Source organism: Pseudomonas benzenivorans (assembly GCF_033547155.1).
In the GTDB taxonomy this organism is placed as follows: domain Bacteria; phylum Pseudomonadota; class Gammaproteobacteria; order Pseudomonadales; family Pseudomonadaceae; genus Aquipseudomonas; species Aquipseudomonas benzenivorans_B.
In genome coordinates this window covers 896,056-911,177 of the sequence record NZ_CP137892.1, presented here as the reverse complement: position 1 = coordinate 911,177, position 15,122 = coordinate 896,056, and the positions used below count along the sequence as shown (strand labels likewise).

Annotated in this window: 15 protein-coding genes; 12 read left to right on the top strand and 3 right to left on the bottom strand. The window is 68.6% G+C overall.

Annotation, left to right across the window (positions count from 1 at the left end):
* Nucleotides 1-72 precede the first annotated feature (72 nt).
* From SBP02_RS04260 to SBP02_RS04235, 6 genes are read left to right on the top strand one after another with little or no spacing between them, the layout of a single operon-like run.
* A complete protein-coding gene (locus SBP02_RS04260; RefSeq protein WP_318645158.1) occupies nt 73-795 on the top strand; it encodes an RDD family protein in 723 nt (240 codons plus the stop codon).
* Nucleotides 792-1,772, top strand: a complete 981-nt coding sequence (locus SBP02_RS04255) for a stage II sporulation protein M (protein WP_318645157.1) — start codon at nt 792-794, stop codon at nt 1,770-1,772. The genes SBP02_RS04260 and SBP02_RS04255 overlap by 4 nt, the downstream gene beginning before the upstream one ends.
* Entirely contained in the window at nt 1,759-3,327 is a 1,569-nt protein-coding gene (locus SBP02_RS04250) for a DUF4129 domain-containing protein (protein WP_318645156.1), read from the top strand. The genes SBP02_RS04255 and SBP02_RS04250 overlap by 14 nt, the downstream gene beginning before the upstream one ends.
* Nucleotides 3,324-4,520, top strand: a complete 1,197-nt coding sequence (locus tag SBP02_RS04245; RefSeq protein WP_318645155.1) for a DUF4350 domain-containing protein — start codon at nt 3,324-3,326, stop codon at nt 4,518-4,520. The genes SBP02_RS04250 and SBP02_RS04245 overlap by 4 nt, the downstream gene beginning before the upstream one ends.
* Nucleotides 4,517-5,572 (top strand): AAA family ATPase, encoded by a 1,056-nt coding sequence (locus SBP02_RS04240; RefSeq protein WP_318645154.1) that lies wholly within the window; start codon nt 4,517-4,519, stop codon nt 5,570-5,572. The genes SBP02_RS04245 and SBP02_RS04240 overlap by 4 nt, the downstream gene beginning before the upstream one ends.
* 22 nt (nt 5,573-5,594) lie before the next feature.
* The gene (locus SBP02_RS04235) at nt 5,595-6,926 is read left to right on the top strand and encodes a DUF58 domain-containing protein (RefSeq protein WP_318645153.1); all 1,332 of its coding nucleotides are present in this window, start codon (nt 5,595-5,597) and stop codon (nt 6,924-6,926) included.
* 60 nt (nt 6,927-6,986) lie between these two features.
* Here SBP02_RS04235 and SBP02_RS04230 read toward each other — a convergent pair whose 3' ends face one another.
* Nucleotides 6,987-7,274, bottom strand: coding sequence for a PA4642 family protein (locus SBP02_RS04230; protein WP_318645152.1), 288 nt, complete (start codon nt 7,272-7,274; stop codon nt 6,987-6,989).
* Nucleotides 7,275-7,415: 141 nt separating this feature from the next.
* On the opposite strand from SBP02_RS04230, the gene SBP02_RS04225 reads away from it, so the two are divergent.
* Nucleotides 7,416-8,090 carry a GntR family transcriptional regulator gene (locus SBP02_RS04225; RefSeq protein WP_404824381.1) on the top strand — a complete coding sequence of 225 codons (675 nt, stop codon included), beginning with the start codon at nt 7,416-7,418 and terminating at the stop codon, nt 8,088-8,090.
* 31 nt (nt 8,091-8,121) lie between these two features.
* Here SBP02_RS04225 and SBP02_RS04220 read toward each other — a convergent pair whose 3' ends face one another.
* Nucleotides 8,122-8,841 carry a phosphatase PAP2 family protein gene (locus SBP02_RS04220; protein WP_318645150.1) on the bottom strand — a complete coding sequence of 240 codons (720 nt, stop codon included), beginning with the start codon at nt 8,839-8,841 and terminating at the stop codon, nt 8,122-8,124.
* A gap of 54 nt (nt 8,842-8,895) precedes the next feature.
* Nucleotides 8,896-10,851, bottom strand: coding sequence for an LTA synthase family protein (locus tag SBP02_RS04215; RefSeq protein WP_318645149.1), 1,956 nt, complete (start codon nt 10,849-10,851; stop codon nt 8,896-8,898).
* Between the two features lie 107 nt (nt 10,852-10,958).
* Here SBP02_RS04215 and SBP02_RS04210 point away from each other — a divergent pair, with 107 nt between their 5' ends.
* The 5 genes from SBP02_RS04210 to SBP02_RS04190 all read left to right on the top strand — a co-directional run bounded on the left by SBP02_RS04210 (nt 10,959) and on the right by SBP02_RS04190 (nt 14,802).
* Nucleotides 10,959-11,642, top strand: coding sequence for a response regulator transcription factor (locus tag SBP02_RS04210; RefSeq protein ID WP_318645148.1), 684 nt, complete (start codon nt 10,959-10,961; stop codon nt 11,640-11,642).
* Nucleotides 11,632-12,903: a sensor histidine kinase gene (locus tag SBP02_RS04205; RefSeq protein WP_318645147.1), complete on the top strand. Its 1,272-nt coding sequence runs from the start codon at nt 11,632-11,634 to the stop codon at nt 12,901-12,903. Before SBP02_RS04210 ends, SBP02_RS04205 begins: the two co-directional genes overlap by 11 nt.
* An 82-nt stretch (nt 12,904-12,985) precedes the next feature.
* Nucleotides 12,986-13,678: a class I SAM-dependent methyltransferase gene (locus SBP02_RS04200; protein ID WP_318645146.1), complete on the top strand. Its 693-nt coding sequence runs from the start codon at nt 12,986-12,988 to the stop codon at nt 13,676-13,678.
* Nucleotides 13,679-13,681: 3 nt separating this feature from the next.
* Nucleotides 13,682-14,407, top strand: a complete 726-nt coding sequence (locus SBP02_RS04195; RefSeq protein ID WP_318645145.1) for a lipopolysaccharide kinase InaA family protein — start codon at nt 13,682-13,684, stop codon at nt 14,405-14,407.
* The gene (locus SBP02_RS04190) at nt 14,404-14,802 is read left to right on the top strand and encodes a diacylglycerol kinase (protein ID WP_318645144.1); all 399 of its coding nucleotides are present in this window, start codon (nt 14,404-14,406) and stop codon (nt 14,800-14,802) included. Before SBP02_RS04195 ends, SBP02_RS04190 begins: the two co-directional genes overlap by 4 nt.
* The last annotated feature ends 320 nt before the right edge of the window (nt 14,803-15,122 follow it).

The following is a 15,122-nucleotide window of genomic DNA, read 5'->3' as shown; positions in this document are numbered from 1 at the left end:
CCCGTCGCCGGGCCCGGTTGCTTCCCCGCCCGCCGCTGGCTAGCATCGGGCTTTCTTCGACGCAGTCTGCCGATGTCGCCCTCTCCAACCTCGCCGCCTTGCGCCCACAGCCCACCGCTGGATACCCGCCATCGGGTGGAAACCCCGGAAGGCATCGACCTGATCCTGCGCCCCGCCGGTCTGGTGCCCCGGGCCCTGGCCTTCGCCATCGACCTGGCGATCCGCGGCCTGCTGCTGGCCGCGCTGTTTATCGTCCTCGGCCTGCTCGGCCAGTTCGGCATGGGCCTGGCGACCATCGCGCTGTTCCTGGTGACCTGGTGGTACATGGTGCTGTTCGAGGTACTCAACCAGGGCCGCTCGCCGGGCAAGCAGCTGCTCGGCCTGCGCGTGGTCCACGATGACGGCACGCCGGTCGGCTGGGCCGCTTCGCTGACCCGCAACCTGCTGCGCTTCGTCGATATTCTGCCGTTCGCCTATACCCTGGGCATCCTCAGCTGCCTCAACCACCCGGCCTTCAAGCGCCTCGGCGATCTCGCCGCCGGCACCCTGGTGGTCTACCGCGACACGCCGGCGACGCCCCCCAGCTTGCCCGAGGCCGACCCCGTGCCGCCGCCTTTCGCCCTCAGCCTGGGCGAGCAGCGCGCCTTGCTCGGCTTCGCCGAGCGCACACAGAACCTGTCCAGCTCCCGCCGCGGCGAGCTGGCGGCGATTCTCGCCGAGCCGCTGCAGGTCCCGGCGGAGCAGGCGGAACAACGGCTCCACGGCATCGCCCGCGGCCTGCTGGGGCCGACATGAAGCAGAGCCTGTTCGAGAGCCGTCATCAGGCCGACTGGCAGGCCTTCGCCGCCCAGCTCGAGGCACTCGAGCGCGGCAAGGCCGACGTGGCCCAGTGCACGGGCTTCGCCGCCGCCTACCGGCGCCTGTGCCAGCAGCTGGCGCTGGCCCAGGCGCGGGGCTACAGCAACCACCTGGTCGAACAGCTGCAGCAACTGGCGCTACGCGGCCATCAGCAGTTCTATCGCCACCGCAGTCCGCTCGGCGCGCAACTGCTCGGTTTCCTCCTCGGCGGCTTCCCGCGCCTGGTGCGGGCCGAATGGCGCTGCGTGCTGGCCGCCAGCCTGCTGTTCTTCGGCAGCCTGCTGGGCATGGGCCTGCTGGTCTACCTGTTCCCCGAGCTGGTCTACAGCCTCATGGACCCCGAGCAGGTCAGCAGCATGGAGCAGATGTACGACCCAGACGCCCGCCGCCTCGGCCGTTTCAGCGAGCGCGACTCGGGCGACGACTGGCTGATGTTCGGCTTCTACATCATGAACAACATAGGGATCGCCTTTCAGACCTTCGCCAGCGGCCTGCTGCTGGGCCTGGGCAGCCTGTTCTTCCTGCTGTTCAACGGCCTGATGATCGGCGCGGTGGCCGGCCACCTGACCCAGATCGGCTACGGCCAGACCTTCTGGTCCTTCGTCATCGGCCACGGCGCCTTCGAGCTGACCGCCATCGCCCTGGCCGGCGCCGCCGGCCTCAAGCTCGGCTGGGCGCTGCTGGCCCCGGGCCGCCTGCCGCGCGGCGAAGCCCTGCGCCTGGCCGCCGCGCGCAGCGTGCGGCTGGTCGGCGGGGTGATCCTGCTGCTGGTGCTGGCGGCCTTCGTCGAGGCCTACTGGTCGTCGATGACCCTGGCCAGCGCCAGCGTCAAGTACGGCGTCGGCGCCGGGCTCTGGCTACTGGTGCTGGCCTACCTGACACTGGCCGGACGAGGTCAGCATGCGCCTGACTGACGCCAGCGTGGCGATCCGCCCGCGCAGCGCCTGGGAGGCGCTGGACCTCGGCACTCTGCTGGCGCGCCGGCACGCCGGCCTGTTGATGACCAGCTGGGCCCTGGTCAGCCTGCCGGTGTTCGCCCTGCTCTGCCTGCTGCTGTGGGACCATCCCGGCTGGGCGATCCTCGCCTTCTGGTGGCTCAAGCCGGCCTTCGAGCGCCTGCCGCTGCATATCCTCGGCCGCGCCCTGTTCGGCGACACACCGACCCTCGGCCAGGCGCTCAAGGCCCTGCCCGGCCTGCTCGGGCCGCAGCTGCTGGCCAGCCTGACCTGGCGCCGCCTGAGCCCCACACGCAGCTTCGACCTGCCGGTGCTGCAGCTCGAAGGCCTGTCCGGCCAGGCGCGCAGCGAGCGCCTGGGGGTGCTGGGCCAGCGCGACACGGCGACGGCGACCTGGCTGACCCTGGTCGGCGTGCACCTGGAGCTGGCCCTGTGGCTGGGGCTGATCAGCCTCTTCTATCTGCTGCTGCCGCAACAGCTCACCGAGGACTGGAGCTGGCAGAGCCTGATCCAGTCCGGCAGCGGCGACTGGCTGTGGCTGGAGCACCTGTCCAACCTGCTCTACGCCCTGGTGCTGATCCTCTGGGAGCCGGTCTATGTCGCCTGCGGCTTCAGCCTCTACCTGAACCGGCGCACGGCCCTGGAAGCCTGGGACATCGAACTGGTATTCCGCCAACTGCGCCAGCGCCTGGGCAAGCTGGCCTATGCCCTGCTGCTGGGCCTGAGCCTGACCCTGCTGCAGCCACCGAGCCCGGCACTGGCGGCCGACAGCAGCTGTCCGCTGCCCCAGGAGGACCCGCACGGCCCCGAGGCGCCCCGCCTGCTCAAGCAGCCCCTGACCAGCCAGGCCGCGCAACAGAGCATCGCCCAGCTCCTCGACGCGCCGCCCTTCGAGCACCGGGAAACCGTCACCCGCTGGCGCTTCGCCGACCCGGACGCCGCCGAGCAGCCGAGCGAACTGGACGTCGAGGCGCTGGTGAAGAAATTCCTCAAACTCCTGGAGTTCTGGAAGCATCTCGACACTGTCGCGCTGTTCTTCGAGGTGCTGCTCTGGGCCGGTCTGTTCGCGCTACTGGCGGTGCTGCTCTGGCGCTACCGGGACTGGCTCGCCGCCTTCGCCGGTCGCGGCCTGCCCGGGCGCCGTCCCGTCCAGGCGCCACCGCAGCAGTTGTTCGGCCTGGAAGTCGCCCCACAGAGCCTGCCGGCGGACGTCGCCGGCGAAGCCGAACGACTCTGGGCCGAACAGCCGCGCGCGGCCCTCGGCCTGCTCTACCGCGCCCTGCTCAGCCGCCTGTTGCATGACTATCGACTGCCGCTCAAAGGCGCTCACACCGAAGCCGAGGTGCTGCGCCTGGTCCAGGCCCTGCAACGGGACGAACTGGACCGCTTCAGCCAGACCTTGACCCGTCACTGGCAGAACCTCGCCTACGGCCACCGCCTGCCGCCCGAGCCCCTCAAGGCCGAGCTGTGCGACGGCTGGCGCGGCCTGTTCGCCAGCGGGGGGCAGGCATGAGCCGGCGTCGCCAGTTCCTCCTCGGCGCGGCCCTGACCCTGGCCGCCGGCCTGCTCGGTCTCTATCTGCTGGGTCGCCTGGAACCCTATCAGGAGACCCTCGAGCACGGCCCGGCCCCCGAGGCCAGAGCCAACCCCTACCTGGCCGCCGAGCACTTCCTGCGCCGCCGGGGCCTGCCGGTGCAGCGTGCCGACGACCTGCAGCCGCTGGCCGAACTGCCCAGCGCCGGCCAGACCCTGCTGCTGCTCGGCGACCGCCAGCACATGAGCCCGGCCCAGGCCGAACGCCTGCTGGACTGGGCCGCCCAGGGCGGGCACCTGCTGTTCGTCGCCGAGCGCCTGTGGGACGAGGACGAGCAGGCCAGCGGCGACCTGTTGTTCGACCGCCTGGGCATCCAGCAGTACCAGAGCGGCCAGCTCGACGACGCCGACAGCGAAGCCGAGGCAGAGGATGCGCAGCTCGAGCCCCTGGAGGAGCCCAATCGCTACCCGGAGCTGACCCAGCTGTACCTGGAGAACGAGGAGGAGCCGGCCTATATCGACTTCGACACCGACTTCCACCTGTACGACGCGCAGAACCGCGCCCATGCCTGGGCCAACAGCGCTGCGGCCACCCACATGCTGCAGCTCTACCATGGCGACGGCCTGATCACCGTACTGAGCGACGCCTGGATCTGGCGCAACGAGCGGATCGCCGACTACGACAACGCCTGGCTGCTCTGGTACCTGGCCCAGGACAGCGCCGTGACCCTGCTCTACCGCGCCGACCGCGACGGCCTGATGACCCTGCTGCTGCGCCACTTCCCCCAGGCCCTGGTCGCCCTCGGCCTGCTGCTCGCCCTCGGCCTGTGGCATGTCGGCCTGCGCCAGGGCCCGCTGCAGCAGCCGTCCAGCCCGAGCCGCCGGCAGTTGCGCGAACACCTGCGCGGCTGCGCCGACTTCCTCCTGCGGCGCAGCGGCCAGCACAGCCTGCTGCAGGGTCTGCAGCAGGACATCCAGCGCCGCGCACGGCAGCGTCACCCCGGATTCGAACGCCTCGGCGTGGCCGAACAGTGGCAGGTGCTCAGCCGCCTGACCCGCCAGCCGCCCAAGGCCATCAGCCAAGCCATGCGGCCGCTGCCCAAGCAGCGCCTGGCCGCCGCCGACTTCACCCGCCAGGTCGCCCACCTGCAAGCCCTCAGGAATGCCCTATGAGCGAAAACAGCCCCGAACAACCGAGCAGCCCGGTCGCCACGGCCACTCCGCCCCCTGCGCCCGCCCCCACTGCCGCGCCGGCCAACCCGGCGCAGCAGCGCCAGCGCGCCAGCCAGCTGGCCCAGGCCCTGCGCCTGGAGCTGCAGAAGGCGCTGATCGGCCAGACCGAGGTGATCGACGACGTGCTCACCGCCCTGTTCGCCGGCGGCCACGTACTGGTCGAGGGCGTGCCGGGCTTGGGCAAGACCCTGCTGGTGCGCGCCCTGGCCCGTTGCTTCGGCGGCGAGTTCGCGCGCATCCAGTTCACCCCGGACCTGATGCCCAGCGACGTCACCGGCCACGCCGTGTACGACCTGGCCAGCGAACAGTTCAAGCTGCGCAAGGGCCCGGTGTTCACCCACCTGCTGCTGGCCGACGAGATCAACCGCGCCCCGGCCAAGACCCAGGCGGCGCTGCTGGAGGTCATGCAGGAACGCCAGGTCACCCTGGAGGGCCGCGCCCTGGCGGTGCCGCTGCCGTTCATGGTGCTGGCCACCCAGAATCCCATCGAGCAGGAAGGCACCTACCCGCTGCCCGAGGCCGAGCTGGATCGCTTCATGCTCAAGCTGCGCATGGACTACCCGGAGCAGGACGAGGAGCTGCGCATGGTGCGCCAGGTCGCCCGCTCGACCAAGGCCGACATGCTCGAGGTCACCGCGCTGCGCACCCTGCTGCAGGCCAAGGACGTGCTGGCCATCCAGAAGATCGCCAGCGACCTGCCGATCGACGACCAGGTGCTCGACTACGCCGTGCGCCTGGCGCGCGCCACCCGCAGCTGGCCCGGCCTGGCCATCGGCGCCGGGCCACGGGCCTCGATCGCCCTGGTACGCGGCGGTCGCGCCCGTGCCCTGCTGCGCGGTGGCGACTTCGTCCTGCCCGACGACATCAAGGGCTGCGCCCTGGCGGTGCTGCGCCATCGCGTGCGCCTGGCGCCGGAACTGGATATCGAAGGCCTGTCGGTGGACCAGGTGCTGCGCCAGCTGCTCGACCAGGTGTCGGCGCCGCGCCTATGAGCGACTCGACCCTGGGTGAGCCATGAAGCCGTCGCGCCTGCTGCTGGGCTCGATCGCCGTGCTGCTCGGCCTGGCCCTGCTGCTCGGCACCCTGCACGCCCTGACGATCGCGCTGCCGTCTAGCCTGTCCGCGCTCTGGTGGGGCCTGCTGCTGGCCCTGCTCGGCGCGGCACTGGTCGACGCCCTGCGCCTGCGCCGCCTACCCTCGCCGCGGCTGGAACGCCAGCTGCCCGGCAACCTGCCGCTGGGGCGCTGGCACGAGGTGCACCTGTGCCTGCACCACGATTATCCCCGCCCGCTGCAGCTGGAGCTGTTCGACCATGTGCCGGACGGCATGGCCTGCGAGCAGCTGCCGCTGGCGGTGGCGCTGCGCCCGGGCCAGCTGACCCGCTGCAGCTACCGGGTGCGCCCGCTGCAACGTGGCCACTTCCACTTCCCGCGCTGCGAGATCGGCCTGCCCAGCCCCTTGGGGTTGTGGCAGGCCCGACGCTACCTGGAGCTGCCCGGGGAAACCCGCGTCTACCCCGACTTCGCCCGCCTCTACGGCGCCCAGCTGATGGCGGTGGACGACTGGCTCAGCCAGCTCGGCGTGCGCCAGCGCCCGCGCCGCGGCCTGGGCCTGGAGTTCCACCAGCTGCGCGAATTCCGCGACGGCGACAGCCTGCGCCAGATCGACTGGAAGGCCACCGCACGCAAGGGTGCGCCGATCGCCCGCGAATACCAGGACGAGCGCGACCAGCAGATCGTCTTCCTGCTCGACTGCGGCCGGCGCATGCGCAGCCAGGATGGCGAGCTGGCGCACTTCGACCACGCCCTCAACGCCTGCCTGCTGCTCAGCTACGTGGCCCTGCGCCAGGGCGATGCGGTGGGCCTGGCAACCTTCGCCGGCGAGCACGAGCGTTTCCTCGCCCCGGTCAAGGGTGCCGCCCAGCTCAATGTGCTGCTCAATGCCGTGTACGACCTGCAGACCACCGGCCAGCCGGTCGACTTCGCCGCAGCCGCCAACACCCTGCTCGGCCGTCAGCGGCGCCGCGCCCTGGTGGTGCTGGTGAGCAACCTGCGCGACGAGGACGACGAGGAGCTGCTCGCCGCGGTCAGGCGCCTGGGCCGCCAGCACCGGGTGCTGGTCGCCAGCCTGCGCGAGGAGGTGCTCGACAGCCTGCGGCAGACACCGGTGCAGGACTTCGAGGGGGCACTGGCCTACTGCGGCACGGTGGACTACCTCAACGCCCGCGCCGGCCTGCACGAGCGCCTGGCCGCCCACAACGTGCCGGTGCTGGACGCCCGTCCCGGCGAGCTGGGACCGCAGCTGGTCAGCCGCTACCTGGCGTGGAAGAAGGCCGGGGTGCTGTAGGTCGCCAGGCTCGCAGAAAAAAGCCCGCGATGAGAGCGGGCTTTTACGTCAGGCTTCGAATCAGCGGCGGGCCGCCTTGATCGCCTCGATATAGGGCTCGGCCTGGCGCTGGTCCTGGATCAGGGCGACGAAGTCGTTACCCTGCGCGTCCTTGGCGTCGAGGTCGTAACCGGCCTCGACGAAGAAGCCGAGGAAGCGTTCGAAGTCGTCGATGCGCAGGCCGCGATAGGCCTTGATCAGCTTGTGCAGCGACGGCGGCGTGGCATCGGCCGGTTCCACCTCGAGGAACAGCTTGATCGACTCGTCGCCGATCTCTTCGCCAATCACCTGCTTCTTGTCTTTGCGCATCGTTCACTCCAGCTCACCAGGCCACACGGGGCCGGCAGTGTACCCCCGCCATGCCCCGCTGCTCAACGCAGGCGCGTAACCGACAAGGCCTCGTATACAATATCTTCATCATTCGCCCGACAGAGGGGCCACGCCTTGCCACTGCCCAGCTTCAACGCCCCCAACCTCGGGGTTACCCCGACCGCCTCGGAAGTCATTACCAAGCACCTGCGCGAGGCGATCATCGGCGGCCACTTCGCCGAGGACGAGCCGATCCGCCAGGACGACGTCGCCCGCCTGTTCAACGTCAGCAAGATCCCCGTGCGCGAGGCGCTCAAGCGCCTGGAGGCCGAAGGGCTGGTGGTCTTCCAGCGCAACAAGGGCGCGGTGGTGACCAAGATTTCCGAACCGGAGCTGGCGCAGATCTTCGAGGTGCGGGTGCTGCTGGAGGTGCAGGCGATCCGCCTGGCGGTGCCGAACATGACCGAAGAGACCTTCGCTCGCGCCGAAGGCATCTGCCAGGAGTTCATCGGCGAGACCGACATCGGCCGCTGGGCCGAACTCAACTGGGCCCTGCACGCCTGCCTGTACGAACCGGCGCAGCGGCCCTTCCTGGTCAACCTGATCCGTTCCATCCACGACAAGGTCGAGCGCTACCTGCGCATGCAGATGAGCCTGTCCGCAGGCAAGGACCGCGCCGACCACGAACATCGCGAGATCCTCGCCGCCTGCCGCGCCGGCGATGCCGACAAGGCCGCCGAACTGATCGAGCAGCACATCATCGGCGTCTGCCGCACCCTCTACGAGCACCTGCCGAACCGGCCGACGCCGAGCTGAGCGAACCGGGCATGCCGCGAACGGACGCCTCTCACCGGGCCAGCAGGCCCGCGGGCTGTTCGATCGCCTCCCGCACCGGGGCACGGTACAGCACCAGGCGATAGCACAGCAGGCAGATCACCCAGTCGAACAGCAGGGTCCACAGGTTGTGCGACAGGAAGTGCGCCCCCTGCAGCATCCGCCCCATGGAGAAGATGCTGCCCAATGCCAGCGCCGTCGCCAGGGCCGCCCGGGCGAGGCGCGGGCGCCTGTCGCGCAGGGCGAAGAAGAAGGCCAGCAGGGAGAAACCCGCCGAGGCATGCCCGCCCGGCCAGCAACGGCCGGGTTCGGCGCTGGGCGCCCGGGCGGCGAGCAGCGGCGTGAAGCGCTCCTGGCCGCCGAACTCGCTCAGGCTCCAGGGGCAATGCACGGCGGTCAGGGCCTTGAGCGGCGTGACGATGCTGGTGGAAAGCCCCAGGGCGAGCACCAGGTAGCCCAGCTGGCGCCGTCGGCCGCGCAAGGGCGTGGGCAAGAGGCTGAGCCCGAAGCCCAGGATGGCCAGCAGGCCGAGGAGGATTACCGCCTGCTTGGCGCGGTCATGCAGGATGTCCTCCAGCCAGAAGCTGTGCTGGCCGATGAAACCCTGACCCGGCACGTAGAACAGGCGCGCCAGGGCGAAATCCACTGGCGCCGGGTCGATCAGCAGCAGAAGCGCCATGAACGCAATGGGGACGCCCAGGGCCAGTGAGAAGTTGAACGGTCGAGAATCCATGAGCGGGCTCCGCGACGGCGCTGTGATCGGCAGCGCCGCGATGGTTAGAAAGGGCTAACGCTGGCCGATGCGGGTTGGGGCCGGTTGTGGCCGCCAGGCGATCAGCTGCTTGGCGAAGGCGTGGCTGGCGCCCTGGTAATAGGCGATGTTGCGGCTCAGCAGGGGGTCCTGGCTGTCGGCCTGGCGTTCATGGCTCAGGCCCAGCGCGTCGTCGTGGCGGCGCATGCCTTGGCGGGGGCTGAGGATGGCCAGGTCGCGGCCGTCGAACAGGCCCAGGTGCTGGTAGTTGCCGATCAGGGCGCGGCCCGGACGGTGCTCATCGGCCAGCACGTTGCGCCCGAAGAAGGTCGAGACGTAGTCCATGTTGAGCAGCCCCAGCAGGGTCGGCGCCAGGTCGATCTGGCTGCTCAGGGTCGCCACCTCGCGCGGCGTCACCAGGCCGGGCGCCAGGATGAACAGCGGGATGTGGTAGTTGGCCACCGGCAGGTCTTCCTTGCCGGCGCTGCCGGCGGTGTGGTCAGCGACGAAGACGAACAGCGTCTGGTCGAACCAGGGCTTTTTCCGCGCCTGGGCGAGGAACTGGCCGATGGCGTAGTCGGTGTACTTCACCGCGCCTTCGCGTCCCTCGCCCGAGGGAATGTCGATGCGGCCGTCGGGGTAGGTGTAGGGCCTGTGGTTGGAGGTGGTCATCAGCTGCAGGAAGAACGGCTTGCCGGCGCCATGGTCCTGGTCCGCGATCTTCAGCGCCTGGGCGTAGAGGTCTTCATCGGCCATGCCCCAGGCGTTCTGGAACTGCATGTCTTCCTCGGCCACGCTGCTCTGGTCGACGATGCGGTAGCCGTTGCCGCCGAAGAAGGCATTCATGTTGTCGAAATAGCCGCGCCCGCCGTAGAGGAACACGCTGTCGTAGCCCTTGGCCTTGAGTTGCTGACCGAGGCTCGCATAGCCGGATTCGCGGCCGATGCGCTTGACGATGGAGCGTCCCGGGGTCGGCGGAATCGACAGGGTGATGGCCTCCAGGCCGCGATCGGTGCGCGTGCCGGTGGCATAGAAGTTGTTGAAGAACAGGCTGGTGCGGCGCAGTTCGTCCAGGTTGGGGGTGAGGTTGCGCGGGTCGCCGAAGCTGCCCAGGTACTTGGCGCTGAGGCTCTCGATGGTGACCAGTACCAGGTTGCGCCGCAGTTCCTGCCCGGGATTGTCGATGGCCCGGCGAATGTCCAGCGGGTCCTGGCCGACGAAGCGGGCGTTGGCCTCGCTCAGCTCGGCGCGCAGCAGTTCGGCTGCGCGCCTGTCCGGCAGGGTCGCGTAGAAGCGCCGGTAGTCCAACTCGTTATTGCGGAAGGCGGCGAAAAACTGGAACGGCCCGTTGCTGGCCAACTCGCGCTGATAGACATTGCCGCCCAGGCCCAGCGGAAAATCCTGGCCGATGGTGCTGCTGTCGACACAGGCGACCAGTACCAGCCCCCCGAGCAGCAGCAGGCCGCTGGACTTGGGCAGCAACGGCGCATCCAGGGCGGCGGCCAGCGGACGTCTCAGCAGCGCCGTGGCGCCAATCGCCAGCACCGCCAGCAGGGCCAGCAACGGGTAGATGGGGTAGGACTCGAGGATGTTGTTGATCACCTCCTCCGAGTAGACCAGGTAGTCCACGGCGATGAAGTTGAAGCGCACGCCGAACTCGTCCCAGAACAGCCACTCCGCCACGGCGGTGAACAGCATGGCGAACAGGCTGACGCTGGTCAGGCCATAGAGAAACAACCTGTGGCCGCGGCTGCGCCACAGGCGCCCGGGGCACAGCAGCAGGTACAGGGCCAGCGGCACCGCCGCGTACAGCAGGAAGCCGAGGTCGTAGACCAGGCCGATGCCGTACAGGCGCAGCAGGTCGAGCGGGCCGGCATCGGCATCGGCCAGATGGCTCAGCAGCAGAACGCTGCGGGTGAGGCAGAACAGCAGCAACCAACTCAGCAGGAGCAGGCTCAGATATCTCGGTTGGGCGTAACGGAGCTGTGGCATCGTATGATCCTGGTGGGATGAACGGGCCGCAGTCTGTCGGCGCCTACGTGAGGCGTTCGTCAACGGGATGTGAAAAAAGCGTCAATTCAAGTGAAGAGAAACAGCCGATGCGAATTCTGGTCATCGAAGACAACCGCGACATCCTGGCCAATGTCCTGGACTACCTGCAGCTCAAGGGCTTCGGTGTGGACTGCGCCCAGGACGGCCTCACCGGCCTGCACCTGGCGACCAGCCAGCACTTCGACCTGATCGTGCTGGACATCATGTTGCCCGGCATCGATGGCTACCAGTTGTGCCGCCGCCTGCGCGAGGAGGCGCGCAGCGAGATTCCGATTCTCATGCTGACCGCCCGGGACGCCCTGGACGATCGCCTGCAGGGCCTGCGCTCCGGCGCCGACGACTACCTGGTCAAGCCCTTCGCCCTGTCCGAATTGGTCGCCCGCATCGAGGCCATCCTGCGCCGGGTCCAGGGCAACCGCCGGCGCCTGCTGCAGGTGGCCGACCTGGTCTATGACCTCGACACCCTGCACATCAGCCGGGCCGGCAGGCCGCTCAAGCTCAACCCCCTGGGGATGAAGCTGCTGGCGATCCTGATGCAGAAAAGCCCGGCGGTGGTGCGCCGCGAGGTGCTCGAGGAAGCCCTGTGGGGCGAGGACTGTCCGGACAGCGACAGCCTGCGCAGCCATGTCCACCAGTTGCGCCAGGTACTCGACAAGCCGTTCCCGCGCGCCCTGCTGCATACCCAGCATGGCGTCGGCTACCGCCTCGCGGAGGACGACGATGCGCGCTAAGCAACCCCTGATGCGGCGCATCGTCGTCGCCTTCGTGCTGATGACCACCCTGGTCAGCGGCCTGTTCGCCCTGAGCATCGTGGCCATCGTGCACCTGCTCGAGGAGCACCTGGTCTCGGAGGAGATGCACCGCGAGCTGCAGGAGGTGCTGCGCGAAGACCTGAGAAACAACCAGGCGCCGCGCCTGGATTCCAGCACGCGTTTCTATGCCTCCAGCAGCGCCGCGTATGCGATTCCCGAGGAGTACGCCGGGTTGGCCGAGGGCTTCGCCGAGGTCGTCGATGGCGACCAGGCCTTCTATGTCTACACCCAGCTGATCAATGGCGAGCGCTACCTGCTGGTGCAGGAACAGCACGAATTCGAGGCCCGCGAGAAGGCCCTGTTCAGCGTCGTGCTGGCCGGCTTTCTGCTGTCGGTGGTGAGTGCCTGGGGGCTGGGTTGGCTCATGGCCAGGAAGGTCATGACACCGGTCAGCCGGCTGGCCCAGCAGGTGCGTCATCGCGACCAGCTGCATCCGCTGGCCCCGCCCCTGGCCCCCGAGTACGCCGACGATGAAGTCGGACAGCTGGCCGCGGCCTTCGACAGCACCCTGGGTCAGCTGCGTCACTCACTGGAGCGCGAGCGGCTGTTCACCAGCGATGTCAGTCACGAGCTGCGTACCCCGCTGATGGTGATCGCCAGCTCCTGCGAGCTGCTCGAGCAGGCGCCGCTCGAGCCGCGCCAGCGTGAGCAGCTGGCGCGCATCGGGCGGGCCAGCGAGGACATGCGCGATCTGGTGCAGACCTTCCTGCAGCTGGCCAGGAGCAAGAGCAACGCCACGGCCTTCGTCGCCAGTTGCAGCCTGCAGCAGGTGGTCGATGAGCAGGTCGAGCATTGGCGACCGCAGATGCGCGACAAGGGCCTGGCCTTCCAGTTGGAGAACGCCGGCCAGGACTCGGGCATGTATAACCCGACCCTGTTGCGCACGGTGCTGGCCAACCTGCTGCGCAACGCCTGGCACTACACCGATTCCGGGCAGGTGCGGCTGGTGGTCGAGGCCGGCGGTTTCCGGGTGGAGGACAGTGGCTCGGGCATTCCCCGGGAGCAGCACGAACAGATCTTCCAGCCCTTCGTGCGCGGCGAGCAGTCGCGCGGCGAGGGCCTGGGGCTGGGGCTTTCGCTGGTCAAGCGGATCTGTGCGGATCAAGGCTGGAGCATCAGCATTCAAGACCTCGAGCCCAGCGGCAGTTGCTTCAAGGTGGTCTTGCACGGCGGCGTTTGACGTATTTTTCACGTTCTTTTGACGGGGCCATCATGGCCTCGTCTCTAGTGTGGCGAGCATTCCCCGAGGAGGATGCCACGCCATGTCCCAACCCCGTCCCGTCGAGCTCGAATTCTCGCGCAAGTACGATCACCAGCATTCCATCCAGTACCTGCACAAGCATCGGGACGGCCTGGCCCGTCGCCTGTCCCATTGGCGCGATGTGCAGGTCGCCCGACAGGCGCTGAAACTCGCCGGCGAGCCCAATCTGCTGCTCGACCTGCCCTGCGGTGCAGGACGTTTCTGGCCGCTGCTGGCACAGAACCCGAATCGGGTGATTCTGGCGGCCGACAATTCGGCCGACATGCTGGCCACGGCCCGCGCCGCACAGCCCGCCGAGGTGGTCGCGCGGATCAAGACCTTCCAGACCTCGGCCTTCGCCATCGATCTGGGGGCCAACGCGGTCGACTGCATCTTCTGCATTCGCCTGCTCCATCACATCGAATCCGCCGCGCATCGCCTGGCCATCCTGCGCGAATTCCATCGGGTCAGCCGCGACAGCGTCATCCTTTCGCTGTGGGTGGATGGCAACTACAAGGCCTGGAAGCGTCGCCGCCTCGAGCGGCGTCGGGCGGCGGCGGGCAAAGCCGGGCAGAACCAGAACCGCTTCGTGGTCCGGCGCGAGGTGATCGAGGCCCAGTTCAGGCAGGTGGGCTTCGAGATCCTCGGGCACCGGGACTTCCTGCCGGGCTACGCCATGTGGCGTACCTATGTGCTGCGCAAGCGGGAGGCCTGAGGCATGGGCATATTGACCAGCCCTGCGGCGCCGATGCCCCGCAGCACCACCTTCGAGCGCTGGTGGCGGAGTTCGGGCGCCTGGGTCGAACCGGCGAACCAGCGACGTGGCGGCGAAAGCGGCGTGCAACTGTTGCAGCCCCGCGACCCCGGACGGCCATTGCTCTATTGCAAGCGACAGAGCGGGCATACCTACCGCAGCCTGCTGCACCCTTTCGGCCGGCCGACCGTGCTGCGCGAGCTGCGGGCCTACCGTGCGTTTGCGCGCCTGGGCGTGCGCGTGCCGCGCCTGGTGTATGGCGCCGCCCGCCAGCATGAGGGGCGGTGGCAGGCGCTGCTGGTGACCGAGGCCTTGCCGGGCTTCGTCAGCCTGGAGCAGTGGTACGCCGCGCCGGCCCGGGGCCAGGACAACCCGCCGACCACGGCGATGCTGGAACAGCTGGCCGCCATGCTCGCGCACCTGCACCTGGCCGGATGGCAGCACGGCTGCTGCTACCCCAAGCACCTGTTCGTCAAGGTCACGCCCCAGGCGGACAGCGCGCCGCTGATCGAGACGGCCATGCTCGATCTGGAGAAGAGTCGCCGCCGCTGGCGCACCCGGGACGCCTCTCGCCACGACTGGCGTCAGCTGTGGCGCCATCGCGGCCAAATACCCGAGGCCGACCTGGTCTATCTACAGCAGGTCTATGCTCGGGCCCTGGCCACCCCGTCGGGGACCTTGCAGCCATGAGCGTCAGCGGACAGACAGAATGTCCCCGGGATGCTCAAGCACTCAAAGGGCAGAAGGGGCTGGCGCGCATAGGGCGCGCCTTGGGCTATTCCCTGGCCGGTTTGCGCGCGGCCTTGCGCGGTGAAGCGGCCTTCCGGCAACTGGTGTTGCTCAACGCGCTGCTGATTCCCGTGGCCTCGGTCCTGAATGTCAGTGGCAGCGAGCGCGCGCTGTTGATTCTGGTGCTGCTGCTCGCGCTGATCGTCGAACTGATCAACTCGGCCATCGAGGCGGCGATAGACCGTATTTCCCTGGAGCTGCACCCGCTGTCCAAACAGGCCAAGGACATGGGCAGCGCCGCGCAGCTGGTGGCCCTGCTATCCATCGTCGCAGTCTGGGGCAGCGTTCTGCTCTAGCTGCGCCCGCGTGGCTCGAAGACGGCTCGAAGGTGTCTGCAAACTGGCGCTGGCCAAATTAGATGCCGCGCTTCGTGCGGTCGGAGGTCGTGACAGGTCAATGTCCGCATTCGGCCAGGAGCGGACAATCTCAGATAACCCCGCTCCCCTTTCAGCTCTTCGCCAAGGTAATCCGCGCTTTGGACACCCCTTCTCGCGGCCGGCAATGATCGGCAGGCCTCCCGAAGCAGGATTAAGTAGATGCGCACCAGCTCTCAGGTGACCTTTGCTGATATGTGAAAAATTAACCCCTTCCGAGGTCTTGCTAGCCGTCTACTCCC